Source organism: Lysobacter sp. Root494 (assembly GCF_001427225.1).
GTDB lineage: Bacteria > Pseudomonadota > Gammaproteobacteria > Xanthomonadales > Xanthomonadaceae > Agrilutibacter.
This window is the reverse complement of sequence record NZ_LMFH01000006.1, coordinates 43,127-63,243: the sequence shown is the minus strand read 5'-3', so window position 1 is coordinate 63,243 and position 20,117 is coordinate 43,127. Positions and strand designations below refer to the sequence as shown.

Here is a 20,117-nt window from a genome sequence, read left to right as displayed (position 1 = left end):
CCTGGTCGATGAAGCTGCCGAAATGGTGCCCCACGGGCGGTGAGACGTCCATTCGCAGCGGTCACGGCTGGTAAAATCGCCGTTCTTCCGCCCCGCGACGCCCTTGTGACCAACTCTACCCCGCCCGCTTCTGGACCGATGCCCACACCGATGACCTACCGTGACGCCGGCGTCGACATCGACGCAGGCAATGAAGTCGTCGAACGCATCAAGCCCGCGATCCGGCGGACGCTGCGCCCGGAAGTCCTCGGCGGCGGCATTGGCGGCTTCGGCGGCCTCTTCGACCTCTCCGGCAAGTACAAGGAACCGGTGCTGGTGTCGGGCACCGACGGCGTGGGCACCAAGCTGATCCTGGCCAAGCAGCTCAACCGCCACGACACGATCGGCATCGACCTGGTCGCGATGTGCGTGAACGACGTGCTGGTGCAGGGCGCCGAGCCGCTGTTCTTCCTCGACTACTTCGCCACCGGCAAGCTCGATGTCGCCACCACGGTCGATGTCGTCGGCGGCATCGCCAAGGGCTGCGAAATCGCCGGTTGTGCGCTGATCGGCGGCGAAACGGCCGAAATGCCCGACATGTATCCGCCGGGGGAATACGACCTCGCCGGATTCACTGTCGGCGCGGTCGAAAAGGCGAACCTGCTCGACGGCAGCCGTGTGCAGCAGGGTGACGTGCTGATCGGCATCGCGTCGAGCGGTCCGCATTCCAATGGCTATTCGCTGATCCGCAAGATCCTCGCGCGTGCGGGCAATCCTCTGGACCTCGACGTTGGCGGCGTGAAACTGGCCGATGCACTGATGGAACCCACGCGCATCTACGTGAAGCCCGTGCTCGAACTGCTGGCTAAGCACGACATCCACGCGATGGCGCACGTCACCGGTGGCGCGCTGGTGGAAAAGATCATCCGCGTCGTACCGAAATCGCTCGGACTCGAGATCGACACGTCGTCATGGCCACTGCCGCCGGTGTTCGACTGGCTGCAGCGCGAAGGCAACGTGCCGCGCGAGGAGATGTGGCGCACGTTCAACTGCGGCATCGGCTTCGTACTGATGGTCGCGCCGGCGGATGTCGCCGCGATCAACGCCGATCTCGATCGGCTCGGCCTGGCGCACTGGCAGATCGGCCAGGTCACCGCGGGCAGCGACAACCGTTTGCGCATCAGTTGATCGGTCGTTGTCGTCGCTGATGCGCCTCGCCGTCCTCGCTTCCGGCCGCGGCAGCAACCTGCTGGCCATTCTCGATGCCATCACACGCGGTGAACTCGATGCGCAAGTCGTGGGCGTGTTTTCGGACAAGGCCGATGCGCCGGCACTGGCGCATGCGCGCGATGCCGGCGTCGAAGCGCGGCCGCTGTCGCCACGCGGTTTCGCCTCACGTAGCGAATTCGATGAACACCTGTTCAGCCTGGTCGACGCAGTTCAGCCCGATCTCATCGTCTGTGCCGGATATATGCGCCTGATCAGCGACGCCGCCGTCGCTGCACGGATCGGCCGCATGATCAACATCCATCCCTCGCTGTTGCCCGAGTTCAAGGGCCTGCGCACGCATCAGCAGGCGCTCGACGCTGGTGTTCGCATGCATGGCGCCAGCGTGCATTACGTGACGCCGGAACTCGACGGCGGGCCGGTCATCGCGCAGGCGCGTGTTGCAATCGAAGCCGACGACGATGTGGCGCGCCTCGCCGAGCGGGTACTGCAACGCGAACACCCGCTGCTCGTCGCGACACTCCGCGAAATCTCCACGGGTCGCATCACATGGGAGAGCGGCGGCGTGCACTACGGCAGACGCCCGCTCCACGCACCCTTGCAACTCGATGACTGCAACCGCCTGATCCAGGACTTCCCCGCATGACGTTTCGCATTCTTCTTTTCGCCGTCGCGCTGCTGGCTGCCCCCGCGATGGCGGAACCGGCTGCACCCGTCGCGACTGAAGCCAGCCATGGATCCCGCGCGCTCGAGCCGTTCGTCGCGCAATACCAGGTGTTCAAGGACGGTCACGTACTGGGCGACGCGGTGATGCGCGTCGTGAAGAACGATGCACGACGCTGGCGCGTGGACCTCGACATGAAGGGCACCGGCTGGGTAGGCCTGGCCGGGATTGCCGCGGAGCAGAGCACCGTCTTCGATGTAGCGGGCAACCGTTATCGGCCGCTGGCACAGAGCACCGTGCGCAAGACCGTGTTCACGAAGAAGCAGACCGTGGGTGTCTACGATTGGCGCACGCACCAGGGACGCTGGACCGGCGATGTGAAGGAGTCCCGACGCGTGCCGGTTACCCTGCAGGATGGCGACCAGAGCGGCCTCCTGATCAACCTGGCGGTGATCCGCGACGCGCAGCCGGGCCAGTCCCTGCAATACCGCTTCGTCGACGACGGACGCGTTCGCGATCATCGCTATGACGTTTCCAGCCAGATCGAAGACGTGAAGATCGGCGAATTGAGCTACAGCGCGATGCGCGTGACACGCGCGCAGGCGGGCAACGAGGAAACGGTGATCTGGGTGGTGGATGGCGTGCCGACGCCGGTTCGCCTTCTGCAGCGTGAAAACGGCGAGGACAAGTACGACCTGCGCCTGGTGGAGTACAAGGGAGCGCAATGATGATGAAGATGACCCCCATGAAATCGCTGAAGACCTGGCTTACGGCCGCCGCCCTGGTGCTGGCGAGCGCCGCTGCATCCGCGGCCGGCGAGATCAAGCCGTTCACTGCCGAATACCAGGCGAACTACCTCGGCGTACAGGGCATCGGCCGCATGGTGCTGGCCCAGACCGGCGGCAACCGCTGGCGCTACAGCCTCGACATCGGCGGCTCAATGGCCAACCTCAACCAGACAACCGTCTTCGAAGACAGCAATGGACAGTGGCGCCCGATTTCGAACAGCGACACCTCGGCGCTGCTGGTGAAGCGCAAGCAGAAGAACGCGATCTACGACTGGTCGCGCGGCGAAGCGCGCTGGACGGGCGACGTGAAGGCCGATCGCGCCGGACCGGTGAAACTGCTGAACGGCGATCTCGATGCGATGCTGATCAATCTCGCGCTTGCCCGCGACGTCGCCGCGGGCAAGCCGCTGCGGTATCGCATGGTCGACGACGGACGCGTCAAGCAGCTGAACTACCAGGTGAGCGGCAAGGAATCGATCACCATCGCCGGCAAGGCGCGCCAGGCGACCAAGGTCATCCGGGTCGATGGCGACAAGCAGGAACTTGTTTGGGTCGTCGATGGGATGCCTGCGCCGGTGCGCATCCTGCGCCGCAAGGGCGGGCAGGACGAGATGGACCTGCGCCTGACCGCACTGCGCTGAGCGCGATTCGCAGGAACAGAAAGCCCGCACTGCGGGGCTTTTTCGTAGCGTGCGATACGCACGGTGACATGCGACAGCACGTGCGCAAAACGCACGCTGGCCACTACTCAGCTGATACGACGGATCCTCGCCCCGAGACCCGACAGCTTCTCCTCGATGTTCTCGTAGCCGCGATCGAGGTGGTAGATGCGATCGATGGTGGTTTCGCCATCCGCCACCAGTCCCGCGAGGATCAGCGAAGCCGAGGCGCGCAGGTCCGTCGCCATCACCGGTGCGCCGCTCAGCTTCTCCACGCCACGGACGACCGCGGTGTGTCCGTCGACGCGGATGTCGGCGCCGAGGCGCAGCAGTTCATTGACGTGCATGAAACGGTTTTCGAAGATCGTTTCGTTGATCACGCCCGCGCCTTCGGCAATGCAGTTGAGCGCCATGAACTGCGCCTGCATGTCGGTAGGGAATGCCGGGTACGGCGCCGTGACCAGATCGACCGCGCGCGGGCGGCGGCCGTGCATGTCGAGGGTGATGCGATCGTCTTCCACGGTGATCTCGGCGCCGGCCTGGCGCAGCTTTTCGAGTACCGCATCGAGCGTATCGGCGCGGCTCCGGCGCGTCGTGACGCGGCCGCCAGTCATTGCCGCGGCGACCAGGAACGTGCCTGTCTCGATGCGATCAGGCAGCACCTGGTGCGAACCACCGTGCAGCCGCTCCACGCCGTGCACGATGATGCGGCCACTGCCGGCGTTCTCGACCTGCGCGCCCATGGCGTTGAGGCAATCGGCCAAGTCGACGACCTCCGGCTCCATCGCCGCGTTTTCCAGCACCGAAGTACCTTCCGCAAGCGCAGCCGCCATCAGCACGTTTTCGGTACCGGTGACGCTGACCACGTCGAAGACGAAGCGCGCGCCCTTCAGGCGTCCGTTGCGATGCGCCTTGATGAAGCCGTGGTCGACGCTGATCTCCGCGCCTAGCGCCTGCAGGCCCTTGATGTGCTGGTCCACCGGGCGCGAACCGATCGCGCAGCCGCCGGGTAGCGAGACTTCCGCCTGCCCGTACTTCGCAAGCAGCGGTCCGAGCACCAGCACCGAAGCGCGCATCGTCTTCACCAGCTCGTAGGGCGCGACGTGGCTGTGCACCGTGGTGGGATCGACGGTGATGCTGCGTCCCTTGCCGAGCGTGCCCTCATCGATGGTGATGCCGGCACCGAGTTCGCCCAGCAGCTTGGCCGTCGTGATCACGTCGTGCAGGTGAGGGACATTGCCGATGTCGACGGGACCGTCGGCCAGCAATGTCGCGCACAGGATCGGAAGCACCGCGTTCTTGGCACCGGAAATCTGGACTTCGCCGTTCAACGGCAGGCCGCCTTCAACCACGATCTTCTGCATGTCAGGTGGCCTCGTCCGGCGTGACGGTTTTCAGGGCCAGCGCGTGGATTTCCCCGCCCATGCGATCGCCGAGCGTCGCGTAGACCATGCGGTGGCGGGCCAGCGGCAACTTGCCGCGGAAGGCTTCGGATACGACGGTGGCCTCGAAGTGGACCCCGTCGTCGCCGCGCACGTCAGCGCGGGCGCCGGGCAGGCCCTGTTCGATCAGTTGGCGGATGGTGTCTGCGTTCAATTCGGTCTGTTCCGTCGTTGCGGCGGCACCGTGCGGGCATCGCACGGCACTTTGCGCATAAAATGAATGGATTAGCCTAACGGAAAGCCCCCCGGCCTTAAATGGCAATGTCCGAAATGGCGACTTCGCCCACCTCCCCTCCCGACTCCAGCAACGCGCTTGCGGACAGCGGCCGCCGTGTCTTCGAGATCGAAGCGCAGGCACTGACCGCCGTGGCCGCGCGCCTTGACGGTGATTTCAGCGCGGCATGCCGGCTGGTGCTCGACACCCGCGGCCGCGTGGTCTGCACCGGCATGGGCAAGTCCGGCCACATCGCCCGCAAGATCGCCGCTACGCTGGCTTCGACCGGCACGCCCGCCTTCTACGTGCACCCCGGCGAGGCCGCGCACGGCGACCTGGGCATGATCACCGACGCCGACGTCGTGCTCGCCCTGTCGTATTCGGGCGAGAGCGACGAGATCCTGCTGCTGCTGCCGGTGCTGCGCCGCCAGGGCAACAAGCTGATCGCGATGACCGGCCGCGCGAATTCCTCGCTCGCGCGCGAAGCCGACGTGCACCTCGACGTAAGCGTGCCTGCCGAAGCCTGCCCGCTCGATCTCGCCCCGACCTCGAGCACTACCGCCTCGCTGGCGATGGGTGACGCGCTGGCCGTCGCCCTGCTGGAAGCCCGCGGCTTCACCGCCGACGACTTCGCCCGCTCGCACCCGGCCGGCGCGCTGGGCCGCCGCCTGCTGCTGCACATTTCCGACGTAATGCACGCGGGCGCCGACGTGCCGCGCGTGGGCGCCGATGCCACCCTGAGCGAAGCGCTCGTCGAGATGAGCCGCAAGCGCCTGGGCATGACCGCGATCGTCGATGGCGAAGACAGGTTGCTTGGACTGTTCACCGACGGCGACCTGCGTCGCGCGCTCGACGACAGCAATGTGGACGTGCGCAATACACGCATCGCCGATGTGATGACGCGCTCGCCCAAGACGATCGGTTCCGATGCGCTCGCGGTCGAAGCTGCGCAGTTGATGGAAGCGCACAAGATCGGTGGCCTGCTCGTGATCGACGCGGACCATCGCGTCGTGGGTGCGCTGAACATTCATGACCTGTTGCGGGCGCGGGTGGTCTAACGGCTACCGCCGTTCTTCACTCGCATCGAATCAACGACAACGATCCGGCCTATGCCCTACAACCATCTCAACGACTATCCGGCCGACATCCGCGAGCGCGCGTCCCGCGTGCGGCTCGCGTGCTTCGACGTCGACGGCACGTTGACCGATGGGCGCCTGTTCTTCGACAGCCAAGGCGTCGAGCTCAAGGCCTTCCACGTTCACGACGGGCAGGGACTGGTGCTGCTGCGCAAGTCGGGCATCGCCGTGGCCTTCGTTACTGCACGCGCCAGTGTGATCGCCGAACAGCGCGCGACCGAACTGGGCCTGGAAGCGCATACGGCGGTCAAGGACAAACTCGCCTGCGTGCAGGAAATTGCAGCACGGCTGGGCATCACCCTCGACGAAGTCGCCTTCATGGGCGACGACTTGCCCGACCTGCGAGTGATGTCGCAGGTCGGATTGTCCGTCGCTCCCGGTAGCGCACATCCATGGGTGCGCGAACGCGTGCACTGGCGCACGAGCATCCGCGCGGGGCACGGTGCCGCGCGCGAGTTCTGCGACCTGCTGCTCGCAGCGCAGGGACATGCCGATACATTGCTGGCCGAAGTCACCCGCCTGCAGGGAGAACGCATCGAGGGCAAGGCATGAACTGGCGCGCGATCGTGACGGTGCTGTTGCTGGCGGGAGCCATCGCGAGTGGCTGGTCGGTCTGGACCCAGCGCAGCAAGGAAACCGCGCCGACCGGCGTCGCCGCACGCGCGGACTATGTGCTGATCGACTTCGAACTCACGTCGTTGAATCCGCAGGGTCGCGAGTCCTTCACCTTGCGCGCGCCGCGACTGGCCCGCGATCCTGACAAGAAAACGATGGACGTGGCGACGCCGCTGTTCCTGATTCCGCCGGGAGCAGGCACCGGCAACGATGCCTGGGAAGTGCGCGCGAAAAACGGCTGGGTCAGCAGCGAAGGCGACGAACTGCGCCTGCGCGGCGATGTAAACGCCGTCAGCTCGGGCCTGACCGGACCGGCAACGACCATGGCCACGCAGCAACTGAATGTTTACCCGGACACACGCCATGCCGCATCTCCGGGCAAGGTCGTGATCACCCAACCGGGCTCTATACTGACCGGCCGCGGCCTCAAGCTGGACCTGGCCAGCAAGCGCTACTCGTTCAAGTCCGAGGTTCACCACCGCTATGTCCCCACTGCCCGCTAAGCCCCTTGCCGCCGCTCTCCTGGTTGGCGCAGGCACGTTGCTCATGCTGGCGGCGCCCGGTGCGTGGGCGCGTTCCTCGGATCGCAACCAGGCGATGGACATCGATGCGGGCAATTCCAGCGGCGCGCTCGACGACCGCACGCCGACCGTGCTCTCCCAGGGCGTCAACATCTCACAGGGCTCGCTGAAGATCGAAGCCAGCACTGCCACGATCACGACCCGGGGCGGCGATCCGGTCCGCGCGGTACTCGTCGGCGGCCCGGTGAAACTCAGCCAGCAACTCGACGATGGAACGCCCATGAATGCCACGGCTGGCCGCGTCGACTACGACCTCACTACCGAAGTCGTCGTCTTTACCGGCGACGTCAGGATCCAGCAGCCGCGCGGCAGCCTCTCCGGCCCGCGCGTGGTCTACAACATGAAGACCGGCATGGTGAACAGCAGCTCCGACAGCACCGGCCGGGTCAAGATGACCATCCAGCCGCGCCGCGCCGCGCCGGCGCCTGCCAAGCCCGCTCCCAAGAAGGGAACGAACTGATGCTGGCGGCCAAGGGCCTGCGCAAGGCCTATCGTTCGCGGGAAGTCGTACGCGATTTCGCCCTGACGCTCGAAGCCGGCGAAGTCGTCGGCCTGCTCGGCCCGAACGGCGCCGGCAAGACCACCTGCTTCTACATGATCGTGGGGCTCGTGCCCGCCGATGCCGGACAGATCGTCCTCGATGGCAAGGACATCACCGCCGAACCGATGTACGCGCGCGCCAAGCACGGCGTCGGCTACCTGCCGCAGGAACCATCGGTGTTCCGCAAGCTCAGCGTGGCCGACAACATCCGCCTGGTGCTCGAACTGCGCGAGGACCTGGACAAGGCCGGCATCGAAAAGGAACTCGCCAGCCTGCTGGACGAACTGCAGATCACGCACGTGGCCGACCAGATCGGCGCGAGCCTGTCGGGCGGCGAACGCCGCCGCGTGGAGATCGCTCGCGCGCTCGCCGCGAAGCCGCGCCTGATGCTGCTCGACGAGCCTTTCGCCGGCGTCGATCCCATTTCGGTTGGCGAGATCCAGCGCATCGTGCGGCATCTCAAGAACCGCGGCATCGGCGTGCTGATCACCGATCACAACGTGCGCGAGACGCTCGGCATCTGCGACCGCGCCTACATCCTCAACGAAGGCGCCGTGCTCGCGCAGGGTTCGCCCGACGCGCTGCTGTCGAATCCCGACGTGCGCCGCGTCTATCTGGGCGACACGTTCCGCCTGTGACTCCGGTTCCGGAAACACTTCCGGACTGAACAGGCAGGATCGACGCTTCGCGCCCCGGCGTGCATGATGGAATGGCGTTCCCGGCGCATCGGCCGCCGGTCCCGCCAGAATCCGTACGAACTCCTTATGAAACCCCGCCTCCAGGCCACGCTAGGACAGCAGCTGGTGATGACGCCGCAATTGCGGCAGGCCATCCGGCTGCTGCAGCTGTCCGCGGCGGAACTGGAAGTCGAAATCGCGCAGGCGGTCGAAACCAACCCGTTGCTGGATTGGACCGAATCCAGCGTGTCCGTCGAAGCCGACGCCAGTCACGCCGATGGCACCAGCACTACCGCGCAGACCGAAGACCGCTACGAAACCGAAACACTCGCGCCCGCCGAGGCCGACTGGGGTCCCGGCGATGGCGAAACCTGGTACGAACGCACCGGCCCCGCCGATGCCGATGATGAGATGCCTGGCGCCGAACAGGTCGCCGAGAGCGAAACGCTGCAGGACCACCTGCTGTGGCAGCTGCACCTGAGCCCGCTGTCGCAACGCGATCGCCTCATCGCCGTCACGCTGATCGAGGCAATCGAGGACGACGGTTACCTGCGGGATTCCCTCGAAGCCATCGCCGAAACATTGAGCGCCGACATTCGTGCCGAGCCGGACGAGATCCTCATGGTGCTGCACCAGGTACAGCGCTTCGATCCCGCGGGCGTCGGCGCACGCACGCTCGGCGAATGCCTGGGACTGCAGCTCGCCACGCTGCCTGGCAACACGCCCGGCAGGGCCCTGGCGCACACGCTGGCCAACGGTCCGCTCGAGCGCCTGCCCAAGGTCGGCGTTGCGGGCATCGCCGCCGAACTCAAGCTGGACCCTTGCGAAGTCGAAACCGCCGTGCAGCTGCTGCGCTCGCTCGATCCGAAGCCCGGACTGCAGATTGGTGCCATAACCAACGACACCTACGTGGCGCCCGATGTCGTCATCTGGCGACAGCACGGCCTGTGGCGCGTCACGCTCGCCGACAGCATGCGGCCACGCATCAGCATCCATCGCGGCTACGAGGGCATGATCCGCCACGCCAGCGCATCCGACGCGCACTATCTTCGCGGCCACCTGCAGGAAGCGCGCTGGCTGCTCAAGAGCCTGGAAGCGCGCGGCGACACCCTGCTCAAGGTAATGCGCTGCCTGTTGCGTCAACAGGCGGCCTTCCTCGAGTTCGGCGACAGCGCGCTGCGTCCGCTCACCCTGCGTGAAGTCGCCGCCGAAATCGGCCTGCACGAATCGACCGTCTCGCGCGCAGTCGCGCGCAAATATGCGCGCACCCCGCGCGGCACCATTCCGCTGCGCTCCTTCTTCGCCTCCGGCATCGACACCGGGACCGGCGGCGAGGCCTCCAGCACGGCCATCCAGGCCATGATCCGCCAGCTGATCGAAGCCGAGAACCCGCGCAAGCCGCTGTCCGACGCACGGCTTGCCGAGTCGCTCAAGGCGACCGGCGTTCCTGTGGCTCGACGGACGGTGGCGAAGTACCGCGAGGCCATGAGCATCCCGTCTTCGCAGGATCGCGTGCGGATGTGACGCTCGCTGCACCCAGCCACACGGTTGGAATTGAAACCGTCAAAGGCCAACTTGATGGCTTCAGGTGTGTCGAATAACGATATTTTTCGGCCATCTTTTCCCCCGCCTTACGTCGCATTGCCATTCACCGGAAAGAGGCGTTGAATGGACTCACCCGAAGCCAGTGACGTGAGGAGGTCAACGATGCGTATCGAAACCTATGGCCAGCAGATCGAAGTCACCAACGCGCTCCGGGACTACGTCGAAAGCAAGCTCGAGCGATTGCAACGGCATTTCGACCAACCCTTCGATGTGCGTACCCAGCTGAGGCTCGACAAACCCGATCACCGGGCCGAAGCCACCGTCACCATCGCCGGCCGCGTGCTCCACGCCGACGCCGCCGCGATCGACATGTACGCCGCGATCGACCTGCTTGCAGACAAGCTCGATCGCCTGCTGGTCAAGCACAAGGAAAAGATCGTCGACCATCATCGCGGCGAAAGCCTCGCCCGCAACGGCGACTTTGCCTGAAGTGCGCCACCGCCCCGCAGCGGGCGGTGCAAGCATTGAACCTGGAAGGGACGGATCTCCGGATCCGTCCCTTGCCTTTTGTGGGCTCCTCATCTGCTCGTTCCGCATCGCCTCGCCTGGCCAGTTACCATTGCGCGGGGCGGCAAGCGGAGCGGCAGCATGAACCAGAGCATCAGCGCGGCGCAGCTTTTCGAGCAGCAACACGACAAGCTGGGACTGCGCTGGCTGGCGGGCGAGCGCATTGGCGGCCAACGCATTCTCGAAGCCGGCGACACGGTCTCGCGTCGCCCCTCGCTGGCCGGCTACCTCAACATCATCTATCCCAACAAGGTGCAGATCCTCGGCAGCGAGGAACTCTCGTGGCTCGACGCGCTCGATTCACGCCAGCGCTGGGACACGATCGTCAAGATCATCGACTTCAGGCCGCTTGCGCTGGTGATCAGCAAGAACCAGTCGTGTCCCGAAGACCTGCGCCGGCTCGCCGAGGAAAGCGATACCCCACTGTGGGTATCGCCCAAGCGCGGGCACGAACTGTTCAACCACCTGCAGTACCACCTCGCGCGCAAGCTCGCGCCGCGGATCACGCTGCACGGCGTCTTCATGGAGATCTATTCGATCGGCGTGCTGATCACCGGCGAATCCGGCGCCGGCAAGAGCGAGCTCGCGCTGGAACTGGTCACGCGTGGCCACCGCCTCGTCGCCGACGACGCTCCCGAATTCACCCAGATCGCACCCGACGTACTCGATGGCACCTGCCCGGACCTGCTGCAGGACCTGCTGGAAGTGCGTGGCCTGGGCGTGCTCAACGTGCGACAGATGTTCGGCGACACGTCGGTCAAGAAGAACAAGTACCTGCGGCTGATCGTGCACCTCACCAAGCCTGCACTGGAACCTCAGCCCAGCGGCATGGAACGCATCACTGGCGACCTGGGTGCGCGCCGCGTGCTCGACCTCGACGTGCCGATGATCACCCTGCCCGTCATGCCCGGCCGCAATCTCGCGGTCCTCACCGAAGCCGCCACCCGCACACATATCCTGCGCGCGAAAGGCGTCGATCCTGCCGCCGCCTTCATGGCGCGACACAGCCATTTCCTCGAACGCGCCGAGTGATTGCAATGAACGACGCGAACGCCACTCCTTCTTTCCGCGACGCACACGTGAACACTACCGCTGCCCCCACCCTCATCATCGTCAGCGGCATGTCCGGCTCCGGCAAGTCGGTCGCGCTCAACACGTTCGAGGATCTCGACTTCTACTGCGTCGACAATCTGCCGGCGGAGCTGCTGCCGCAGTTCGTGCAGAGCGTCACCGGGCAGAGCAATGCGCCCGAGAAGCTCGCCGTCGGCATCGACGTGCGCAATCGCCGCGACCTCGCCAACCTGCCCGAGTGGCTGTCGGCCGTTGGCACGCTCGGCCTCGACCCCAAGCTGGTGTTCTTCGACGCGAGCGACGAAGTGCTGCTCAAGCGCTATGCCGACACGCGCCGCCGCCACCCGTTGAGCACGCTGGGTTTGTCGCTGGTCGATGCGATCGCGCTGGAACGGCAGGTATTGCGCCCGCTTCGCCAGATCGCCGATGCCGTGGTCGACACGAGCGAGATGAACGTGCACGTGCTGCGCCGGCACGTGATCACAGAATTCGGGCTCGGCAGCGATGCGACCGTGTCGTTGCTGTTCGAGTCGTTCGCGTATCGCCACGGCGTACCCGCCGACGCCGACTTCGTGCTCGATGCACGCGCCCTGCCGAACCCGCACTGGGATGCCACCCTGCGCCCGCTTTCGGGCCGCGACGCCGCCGTGCGCGAATACCTCGATGCCGACCGGGACGTCGGCTTGTTCGTCGAACAGGTGAGCGCTTTCCTCGATACCTGGCTGCCGAAGCTGAAGTCGGAAGGCACCCGCAGCTACGTGACGGTTGCGTTTGGCTGCAGCGGCGGCCGCCACCGGTCGGTGTACCTGGCCGAACGCCTCGCCGAGCACGCGCGCGAGAAGGGCTGGGAGGAAGTCGCCGTCCACCATCGGGAATTGGACTAACCGCGGCGCCTTCCATTTGGGCAACAAAACCGTCCATCCGGACGCTTCCTGACCGTAACCCGGCTCTGATAAGTTGCAGGCATGTCCGTCGGCGTCCTGCTCATCACCCATGAAGGCATCGGCTCGGCCATCCTGGCCGTGGCCACGCGGTTGCTGCGCACGCTGCCGCTGCGCACCGAAGTGCTCGAGGTGCCCTTCGACGGCGATCCGGACGAACTGCTTCCGCTCGCCAGCGCGGCTTTGCGCCGCGTTGACGGCGGCCAGGGCGTACTGGTGCTGACCGATCTCTACGGCGCCACGCCCAGCAACCTCGCGGCGAAGGTCGCACGGCTGGGCACGCCGGTTCGCCGCGTGTCCGCACTGAGCCTGCCGATGCTGCTGCGGGTGATGAATTACGCCGAGCAGGATCTCGATGAACTGCCCTCCGTCGCCGGCGCCGGTGCGCGCAACGGCGTGATCATCGACGAGGCCTGAGGACTGCTGACGCCATGATCGAAAGGGAACTCACCGTCAGCAACCGCCTGGGCCTGCACGCGCGTGCGACGGCCAAGCTTGTGCAGTTGCTCGCGCCGTATCGCAGCAGTTGCACGCTTACGGCGAAGGGCCGCGAAGTGAACGCCAAGAGCATCATGGGCGTGATGCTGCTCGCTGCCGGCCAGGGCACGCAGGTGAAGCTGCGCGTGGAAGGCGAGGACGAGGACGCTACGGCCGAGGCCGTGTGTGCGCTGTTCGAGCGCCGTTTCGACGAAGACAGCTAAGGGGCCGAGGCCTGCCAATGCCTATGGCACAGAGTGCATTGCTTTCCAATGGCTGCCAGGTGGTGTTGCGTGGGGCTGCGCCTTGCTGCCTGCAAGGTCAAGCCACGCGGCGCCGCATGGCGGCCATTGGGAAGCAACCCGCAGGGCCGGGCCCGAATGGGCCCGGTGCGGTCCGCGCCATAGGCATTGGCAGGCCCTAAGCATGCGGCAGGAGTTCAAAGGGCTGGGAACGTCGCGTGGCAGCGCTCTGGGGCGCGCACGCATCCGCCTCCCGCACGCGCTGGAAGTCGCCGAGGAGCACATCCCCGAATCCCAGGTCGAAGCCGAACGCGCACGCCTGCAGCGCGCGATCGACACCGTGCGCACGGAAATGCATGCGTTGCGCGAGCGGCTGCATGGCGCGCTCGCGCACGAGATCGGCGAGTTCCTCGACCTGCATGCGCTGCTGCTCGACGACCCGGAACTGCTCCAGGGCCTCGACACGCTGATCCGGACCGGCCGCTACACGGCCGACTATGCACTGCGCCTGCAGCGCGACCGCATCGCCGCCGTCTTCGCCGGCATGGACGACCCCTATCTGCGCAGCCGCATCGACGACATCGACCAGGTCGTCGGCCGTATCCATTCGGCGCTGCACAGCCGCGAGAACGGTTCCGAAGGCGTGGCTGGCGAAATCCTGGTCACCGACAACATAGCGCCAGCGGAGCTCGCGCAGCTGCAGGCGCAGGGCGTGGTCGCGATCATCACCGCGGCCGGCAGCACCCTTTCGCACAGCGCCATCCTCGCCCGCAGCCTGCACCTGCCGCTGATCGTCGGCGTGCCCGGCGCGCTGCTGAAGATCAACGATGGCGATGCGCTGATCGTTGATGGCGGCAGCGGACTGGTGGTCGTCGAACCAGCACCCGCCGACCTGCGCGCGCATCGCCTGCGCGAGCGCGAATACATCCGCGAGCGCAAGGAACTGCATCGCCTGCGCCGCGAACCGACCCGCACCATCGATGGCGTCGACATCAATCTCTACGCCAACGCCGAATCGCGGGAGGACGTCGCCGAAGCGCACGCACTCGGCGCCACCGGCGTCGGCCTGTACCGCACCGAATTCCTGTTCCTGCAACGGCATGAACTGCCGGATGAGGAAGAACAGTTCCGCGCCTACCGCGATGTCGTGCTCGGCATGAGTGGCCGGCCGGTCACCATCCGCACGCTCGACCTTGGCGCCGACAAGGCCGACCGCACCGGCCTGGCGCTGCGCGACGAACCGAACCCCGCACTCGGTCTGCGCGGCGTGCGATTGTCGCTCGCGCGTACCGGCCTGCTCGAGACGCAGCTTCGCGCATTGCTGCGCGCGTCAGGCTACGGGCCGTTGCGCATCCTCGTACCGATGGTCACGTGCCGCGAGGAAATCCACGAAGTGCGCACGCAGTTGAAGCGTGTCGCGCGCGACCTGCGCACGCAGGGCCACGAGATCGCCGATCACGTGCCACTGGGCGCGATGATCGAAGTGCCTGCTGCCGCGCTCGCACTACCGGGCTTCATCTCCACCGTCGATTTCCTTTCCATCGGCACCAACGACCTCCTGCAGTACCTGCTCGCGGCCGATCGCAACAACGAGGCGCTGGCCGACCTCTACACACCGTTGCACCCGGCGGTCCTGCGGCTCCTGCGCGATGTCATCCGCCTCTCGCGCCTGCGCCGCAAACCCATCGCGGTCTGCGGCGAAATGGCGGGCGACCCGCTCTACGCGCCGCTTCTGCTGGCATTGGGGCTGACCGAATTCAGCCTGCATCCGAACACGTTGCTGGAAGTGCGCCGGGTGATCCGCGAATGCGACCTCGCCGCGCTGCGCAAGGACCTGCCACAACTCACCCGCGCACGCGATCGCGCAGGTATCGAAGCCTGGGTGCGGTCGCACCAGCCCTGCCCTTGAGGCAATCCGGCAACTCCGGGGTGGGCAGCCTCGCCCCGCCTCGTCATAATGCGCGCATGAACGCATAAAGCCCGGTCGCATCCTCGTGGATGCGGCTCATGCCAGCCGGAGTATCCATGGCCGAAGCCGTCCGCCACGACAAGACCGCGCGCCAGCTGCGTCTGCTGTCGGACGCGCTCGACTCCGGTCGTCTCGGCCCGGTACGTCGGCTGGTCAACACGCTCTCGCCGGCCGAAATCGGCAACCTCCTCGAATCGCTGCCACCGGCCAAGCGCACCGTCGTCTGGGGCCTGGTGGATGCCGAGGACGACGGCGAAGTGCTCGTCCACGTCGGCGACGACGTGCGCGAAAGCCTGCTCGCGGAAATGGACCCCGACGAAATCGTCGCGGCGGTCGAGGACCTCGACATCGACGATCTCGCCGACCTCGTCGAGGACCTGCCCGATACCGTCATCGACGAAGTCCTCAAGTCGATGGACCGCGAGAACCGCGAGCGCCTCGAACAGGTGCTCTCCTACGACGAGGACACCGCCGGCCGCCTGATGAATCCCGACGTGGTGACGGTCCGTACCGACACCACCGTCGACGTCGTGCTGCGCTACCTGCGCCTGCGCGGCGAACTGCCCGACCACACCGACCATCTCTACGTCGTAAGCCGCCGGCACCAGTATCTCGGCCGCATCGCGCTGCAGTCGCTGCTCACGCGCGAACCCAGCACGCCGATCAACCAGCTGGTCGACGACGAGCAGCCTGCCATCGGCGTCGATGAATCCGCCGACGAAGTCGCACGCCAGTTTTCCGACCACGACTGGATCTCCGCGCCCGTGGTCGACGACAACAACATCCTGCTCGGCCGCATCACCATCGACGACGTCGTCGACATCATCCGCAACCAGGCCGAACACCAGGCACTGGGTGCCGCCGGTCTCGACGAGGACGAGGACCTGTTCTCGCCCGTTCCGCGCGCGTGGCGCCGGCGCATCGTGTGGCTCGGCATCAACCTCGGCACCGCATTCCTGGCATCCAGCGTCGTCGGCCAGTTCCAGGGCACGATCGACCAGATCGTTGCACTCGCAGTGCTGATGCCGATCGTCGCGGGCATGGGCGGCAACGCGGGAACGCAGGTGCTCGCGTTGATGGTGCGCGGCCTGGCCCTCGGCCAGGTGGGCGCTTCCAACGTGCAGACGCTGATGTGGAAAGAGCTGCGCGTCGCGGCCATGAACGGCGTTGCGCTTGGCAGCATCGTCGGGCTCGCTACCTGGGCCTGGTTCCGCGACCCCATGCTCGCGCTGGTGATCGGCATCGCGATGACGCTCAATCTTCTGTTCGCGGCAAGCGCCGGCGTGCTTGTTCCCCTCACGCTCAAGCGCATGAGGCTCGACCCGGCGCTGGCCGGAGGCGTGATCCTGACGACGGTGACCGACGTCATGGGTTTCCTGGCGTTCCTTGGCCTGGCGACGATCATCCTCCTGCATTGAAGGCACATCGCATGCGCGCGCTCCGGTTCCTCCTTGCCTGCGCCGTTCTGTCCTGCGGAGCATGCAGCACACTTGCCACAGGACGCGACACCGGCGTATTCGTGAAGCGCGAGCTCACTGTCGATGGCGTCGCCCACCGCTATCGGGTATTCGTTCCCGCGCGCGACGCGGGAGGCCGCAAACCACCGGTCATCCTGTTCCTGCATGGCGTGGGCGAGCGCGGCAGCGATGGCGACAAGCAGGTGCACGTGGGGCTTGGTCCGCACGTGCGCGCGCACAGCGCGGAGTTCCCTGCCATCGTGGTGTTTGCGCAGGCGCCGGAAGATCGCGACTGGAAAGGTGAAACCGCCGCGCTCGCCCTCGCGGAACTCGAACACGCCACGGAAGAATTCAATGGCGACCGCGACCGCACCTATCTCACCGGCCTGTCGATGGGCGGCTACGGCACTTGGGAGATCGCATTGAGGGAACCACAGCGTTTCGCAGCGCTGGTGCCGATCTGCGGCGCCTTGCTGCCGCCGCGCGAAGAGCGCCTGAATCTCTTCGTCACGCCGCTCGCCGGTGAATCCGATCCGTACGCGACGCTTGCACGCCGGCTTCGCCACCTGCCGATGTGGATCTTCCACGGCGCGAAGGATGATGTGGTCCCGCCCGATGATGACCGCCGCATATATGCGGCGTTGCAGAGCGCTGGCGCCGATGTGCGCTACACCGAGTTCCCCGACGCAAACCACAATTCATGGGATGCAGCCTACGCGACGCCGGAAATGTGGCCATGGTTGTTCGCACAGCGCCGGAACGCGGCCGATGCGCGCCAGCGCTGATGACCAGACCGCGCTCGATGCCTTGAGCGCGCGGTTGTACGCGGCCTTCGGCAATGCGAATGGCGCAGTGCCCGATCTCGATGGACTTCGCGATGTGTTCCTGCCCGGGTGCGTCATCGCCAAGGCGGTCGACCCCGATGCGCAGGTGCAGGACCTGGAAGCCTTCATCGCACAACGCAGGCCACTGTTGACGGATGGCCGCCTCACTGGCTTTACCGAAAAGGAAACCGCGGCGCAGACATGGGCCTGCGGCAACATCGCCGGGCGCTGCAGCGTCTACGAGAAGTCCGGCATGCTCGACGGCGTCGCGTTCGCTAAGCGCGGCATCAAGAACCTGCAGTTCGTGCGACTTGCTGGGCGTTGGTGGATCAGTGCACTGGCGTGGGACGATGAACGCCCGGGACTCTCGATTCCTGACCGTCCGTAATCCGGCAGCTCCGACAGCGGCAGCGGGTTACCGCGCGAGCAGCATTTCCAGCGCCGCCATCCGCACCAACACGCCGTTGCTTACCTGGCGCAGGATCAGGGACTGCGGTCCATCGGCCACTTCATCGGTGATCTCGACACCGCGGTTCATCGGTCCCGGATGCATTACCACGGCTTCAGGCGCAGCACGGCGCAGGCGCGAAGCAGTGAGCCCGAAGTCGCGGTGATATTCGTCGAGCGATGCGATCAGCCCGTCTTCCATGCGCTCGCGCTGGATGCGCAGCATCATCACCGCATCGGCGCCTTCCAGCGCCGCATCGAAATCCTGCGTAACGACGCAACCCCGCAGTGTGCCGTCGTCCGGCAGCAGCGATGCGGGGCCGCACACGCGCACTTCGCCCGTGCCCAGCGTGCGCAGCGCATGCAGGTCGGAACGCGCGACGCGCGAATGCTTCACGTCGCCGACGATCAGCACCTTCAGTTTCGAGAAGTCCCGGCCCTTCGCCTGGCGCAGCGTCAGCATGTCGAGCAGGCCCTGGGTCGGATGCGCACTGCGGCCATCGCCGGCATTGAGCAGCGCGACGCCCGGCATTGCTGCATTCGCCAGAGCTTCGACGGCACCGTCCACCTTGTGGCGGATCACGAAGCCGCGCACGCCCATCGCCTCGATGGTTCGGAAGGTATCGAGATCGGTTTCGCCCTTCGTGGTCGAAGACGTCGACGCATCGAAGTTCAGCACATGCGCACCCAGCCGCTGCGCCGCCAGCTGGAAGCTCAGGCGCGTGCGCGTGGAAGGCTCGAAGAACAACGTGCATACCGCCACGCCGGCCAGTGCATCTCGCGCTTGCGCGCCATCGGCGAACGCCTGGGCCCGGTCGAGGACGGATTCGAGTTCGGCGCGCGGCAGCTTGTCCAGCGTGAGCAGGTGCTTCATTTCGGTCATGGGTGAAATGGGTGAAGTTGCCGGCGGTCAGCCGGGAGAAATTTCCGTACCGTCCTGCGGTGCCGCCAGCCAGCGTTCGACGATCACCGCGGCGGCGACCGCATCGAGCGCTTCGGCGTCGCGGCGGCGCTTGCGTCCTTCGGCGCGATCGCTGGCGAAGCGCTGCGCGGCTTCGATCGAACTCGCGCGTTCGTCCACGAGCACCGCCGGCAGCTTGAACCGCGACACCAGCTCCCGCGCGAACGCATGCGCACGTGCACGTGCAGGCTGGTCGCCGCCTTCCAGCGTCATCGGATCACCGACGATGAATCCGTCCGGCAGCCATTCCTTGCGCAGGCGCTCGATCGACGCCCAATCGGGACCATGCGCATGCACGTCGATGACCGCCAGCGCGCGCGCACCGGAACCGAACGCACTGCCGACCGCTACACCGATCCGACGGGCCCCGACGTCGAAGCCGAGCACGGTGCCGTCGCGACGGATGTTCATGCGAGCGTGTCGCTCATGCGTGCCCGGCGTAATCGGCCAGATGGGCGAAGTCGACGCCGATGCGCCCGGCCGCGGCCTGCCAGCGCGATTCCAGCGGCTCGGAGAACAGCAGTTCGGCATCGGCAGGCGCCGTCAGCCAGTCGTTCTCGGTGAGCTCGTGTTCGAGCTGGCCCGTACCCCAGCCGGCGCAGCCCAAGGCGACGATCGCATTGTCGGGACCGGCGCCGCGCGCCATGTCCTCGAGGATGTCGCGCGAGGTGGTGAGGAAGAGCTTGTCGGTGATCGCCAGCGTCGAATCCCAGCGCGGCCCGCCATCGTGCAGCACGAAACCACGCTCCGGATGCACCGGCCCGCCGGCCAGTACCGGCTGCGCGCGCAGCGATTCGGTACCACCTTCGACGCCCATCTGCCCGAGCACTTCACCGAGCGTGTATTCGGAACGGCGGTTCACCACGATACCCATCGCGCCATCGTCGTCGTGTTGGCAGATCAGCGCGACACTGCGCGAGAAGTTGGTTTCCGACAGCGCCGGCAGCGCGATCAGCAGCTGGTTCGTCAGGGGCTCGGGCATCACGGGCATGTGGGCATTCTAGCGCGAGGGCTCTAGGGCCTGTTAACGCTCTGCGGATAGGTCGCGTTGCTCCTCAGTGGCCGTCAGGTGGTGTTGCGTGCCGCAGCGCCT

Annotated in this window: 24 protein-coding genes; 19 read left to right on the top strand and 5 right to left on the bottom strand. The window is 66.2% G+C overall.

Annotated elements, in window-relative coordinates; all coding sequences use genetic code 11:
• The first annotated feature begins 150 nt into the window (after positions 1-150).
• Genes purM through ASD14_RS09575 form a run of 4 tightly spaced genes read left to right on the top strand, consistent with a single transcriptional unit; the run spans position 151 to position 3,299 of the window.
• Positions 151-1,167, top strand: a complete 1,017-nt coding sequence (gene purM, locus ASD14_RS09590) for a phosphoribosylformylglycinamidine cyclo-ligase (RefSeq protein ID WP_056132599.1) — start codon at positions 151-153, stop codon at positions 1,165-1,167.
• A 19-nt stretch (positions 1,168-1,186) separates the two neighbouring features.
• Entirely contained in the window at positions 1,187-1,852 is a 666-nt protein-coding gene (gene purN / locus ASD14_RS09585; RefSeq protein ID WP_056132596.1) for a phosphoribosylglycinamide formyltransferase, read from the top strand.
• Complete coding sequence (locus ASD14_RS09580) at positions 1,849-2,598, top strand: DUF3108 domain-containing protein (RefSeq protein ID WP_082538886.1); 750 nt, start codon at positions 1,849-1,851, stop codon at positions 2,596-2,598. Before purN ends, ASD14_RS09580 begins: the two co-directional genes overlap by 4 nt.
• 8 nt (positions 2,599-2,606) lie before the next feature.
• On the top strand, positions 2,607-3,299 hold the full coding sequence (locus ASD14_RS09575) for a DUF3108 domain-containing protein (protein WP_235565389.1): 693 nt from the start codon (positions 2,607-2,609) through the stop codon (positions 3,297-3,299).
• 107 nt (positions 3,300-3,406) lie between these two features.
• Here the strand turns inward: ASD14_RS09575 and murA are convergent, their stop codons facing one another.
• Both murA and ASD14_RS09565 read right to left on the bottom strand, forming a co-directional pair.
• The gene (gene murA / locus ASD14_RS09570; RefSeq protein WP_056132593.1) at positions 3,407-4,681 is read right to left on the bottom strand and encodes a UDP-N-acetylglucosamine 1-carboxyvinyltransferase; all 1,275 of its coding nucleotides are present in this window, start codon (positions 4,679-4,681) and stop codon (positions 3,407-3,409) included.
• A gap of 1 nt (position 4,682) precedes the next feature.
• Positions 4,683-4,913, bottom strand: a complete 231-nt coding sequence (locus ASD14_RS09565; RefSeq protein ID WP_056133469.1) for a BolA family protein — start codon at positions 4,911-4,913, stop codon at positions 4,683-4,685.
• A 101-nt stretch (positions 4,914-5,014) separates the two neighbouring features.
• On the opposite strand from ASD14_RS09565, the gene ASD14_RS09560 reads away from it, so the two are divergent.
• The 15 genes from ASD14_RS09560 to ASD14_RS09490 all read left to right on the top strand — a co-directional run bounded on the left by ASD14_RS09560 (position 5,015) and on the right by ASD14_RS09490 (position 18,004).
• Positions 5,015-6,031, top strand: coding sequence for a KpsF/GutQ family sugar-phosphate isomerase (locus tag ASD14_RS09560; protein ID WP_056132590.1), 1,017 nt, complete (start codon positions 5,015-5,017; stop codon positions 6,029-6,031).
• Positions 6,032-6,082: 51 nt separating this feature from the next.
• Positions 6,083-6,661, top strand: a complete 579-nt coding sequence (locus ASD14_RS09555) for an HAD hydrolase family protein (RefSeq protein ID WP_056132587.1) — start codon at positions 6,083-6,085, stop codon at positions 6,659-6,661.
• A complete protein-coding gene (gene lptC, locus ASD14_RS09550; RefSeq protein ID WP_056132585.1) occupies positions 6,658-7,227 on the top strand; it encodes an LPS export ABC transporter periplasmic protein LptC in 570 nt (189 codons plus the stop codon). Before ASD14_RS09555 ends, lptC begins: the two co-directional genes overlap by 4 nt.
• 43 nt (positions 7,228-7,270) lie before the next feature.
• Positions 7,271-7,765 (top strand): lipopolysaccharide transport periplasmic protein LptA, encoded by a 495-nt coding sequence (gene lptA, locus ASD14_RS09545; RefSeq protein WP_235565370.1) that lies wholly within the window; start codon positions 7,271-7,273, stop codon positions 7,763-7,765.
• Positions 7,765-8,484 (top strand): LPS export ABC transporter ATP-binding protein, encoded by a 720-nt coding sequence (gene lptB / locus ASD14_RS09540; RefSeq protein ID WP_056132579.1) that lies wholly within the window; start codon positions 7,765-7,767, stop codon positions 8,482-8,484. The genes lptA and lptB overlap by 1 nt, the downstream gene beginning before the upstream one ends.
• Before the next feature lie 126 nt (positions 8,485-8,610).
• Positions 8,611-10,047, top strand: coding sequence for an RNA polymerase factor sigma-54 (locus ASD14_RS09535; protein WP_056133467.1), 1,437 nt, complete (start codon positions 8,611-8,613; stop codon positions 10,045-10,047).
• A 183-nt stretch (positions 10,048-10,230) separates the two neighbouring features.
• On the top strand, positions 10,231-10,557 hold the full coding sequence (raiA, locus tag ASD14_RS09530) for a ribosome-associated translation inhibitor RaiA (protein ID WP_056132575.1): 327 nt from the start codon (positions 10,231-10,233) through the stop codon (positions 10,555-10,557).
• A gap of 159 nt (positions 10,558-10,716) precedes the next feature.
• Positions 10,717-11,667, top strand: coding sequence for an HPr(Ser) kinase/phosphatase (hprK, locus tag ASD14_RS09525; RefSeq protein ID WP_056132572.1), 951 nt, complete (start codon positions 10,717-10,719; stop codon positions 11,665-11,667).
• Positions 11,668-11,672: 5 nt separating this feature from the next.
• Complete coding sequence (gene rapZ / locus ASD14_RS09520; RefSeq protein WP_056132568.1) at positions 11,673-12,590, top strand: RNase adapter RapZ; 918 nt, start codon at positions 11,673-11,675, stop codon at positions 12,588-12,590.
• 81 nt (positions 12,591-12,671) lie between these two features.
• The gene (locus tag ASD14_RS09515; protein ID WP_056132565.1) at positions 12,672-13,064 is read left to right on the top strand and encodes a PTS fructose IIA subunit family protein; all 393 of its coding nucleotides are present in this window, start codon (positions 12,672-12,674) and stop codon (positions 13,062-13,064) included.
• A 14-nt stretch (positions 13,065-13,078) separates the two neighbouring features.
• Positions 13,079-13,348 carry an HPr family phosphocarrier protein gene (locus tag ASD14_RS09510; RefSeq protein ID WP_056132561.1) on the top strand — a complete coding sequence of 90 codons (270 nt, stop codon included), beginning with the start codon at positions 13,079-13,081 and terminating at the stop codon, positions 13,346-13,348.
• Between the two features lie 202 nt (positions 13,349-13,550).
• A complete protein-coding gene (gene ptsP, locus ASD14_RS09505; protein ID WP_056132558.1) occupies positions 13,551-15,275 on the top strand; it encodes a phosphoenolpyruvate--protein phosphotransferase in 1,725 nt (574 codons plus the stop codon).
• Between the two features lie 116 nt (positions 15,276-15,391).
• Positions 15,392-16,753 carry a magnesium transporter gene (gene mgtE, locus ASD14_RS09500; protein ID WP_056132556.1) on the top strand — a complete coding sequence of 454 codons (1,362 nt, stop codon included), beginning with the start codon at positions 15,392-15,394 and terminating at the stop codon, positions 16,751-16,753.
• An 11-nt stretch (positions 16,754-16,764) separates the two neighbouring features.
• A complete protein-coding gene (locus ASD14_RS09495) occupies positions 16,765-17,577 on the top strand; it encodes a prolyl oligopeptidase family serine peptidase (protein ID WP_056132553.1) in 813 nt (270 codons plus the stop codon).
• On the top strand, positions 17,561-18,004 hold the full coding sequence (locus tag ASD14_RS09490) for a hypothetical protein (RefSeq protein WP_056132552.1): 444 nt from the start codon (positions 17,561-17,563) through the stop codon (positions 18,002-18,004). Before ASD14_RS09495 ends, ASD14_RS09490 begins: the two co-directional genes overlap by 17 nt.
• A 27-nt stretch (positions 18,005-18,031) precedes the next feature.
• Here the strand turns inward: ASD14_RS09490 and ASD14_RS09485 are convergent, their stop codons facing one another.
• The 3 genes from ASD14_RS09485 to ASD14_RS09475 are packed head-to-tail and all read right to left on the bottom strand — an operon-like array spanning position 18,032 to position 20,015.
• Positions 18,032-18,946, bottom strand: a complete 915-nt coding sequence (locus ASD14_RS09485) for an aspartate carbamoyltransferase catalytic subunit (protein ID WP_056132551.1) — start codon at positions 18,944-18,946, stop codon at positions 18,032-18,034.
• A 27-nt stretch (positions 18,947-18,973) separates the two neighbouring features.
• Entirely contained in the window at positions 18,974-19,435 is a 462-nt protein-coding gene (gene ruvX / locus ASD14_RS09480) for a Holliday junction resolvase RuvX (RefSeq protein ID WP_056132548.1), read from the bottom strand.
• 13 nt (positions 19,436-19,448) lie between these two features.
• Positions 19,449-20,015: a YqgE/AlgH family protein gene (locus ASD14_RS09475; protein ID WP_056132544.1), complete on the bottom strand. Its 567-nt coding sequence runs from the start codon at positions 20,013-20,015 to the stop codon at positions 19,449-19,451.
• Positions 20,016-20,117: the final 102 nt, after the last annotated feature.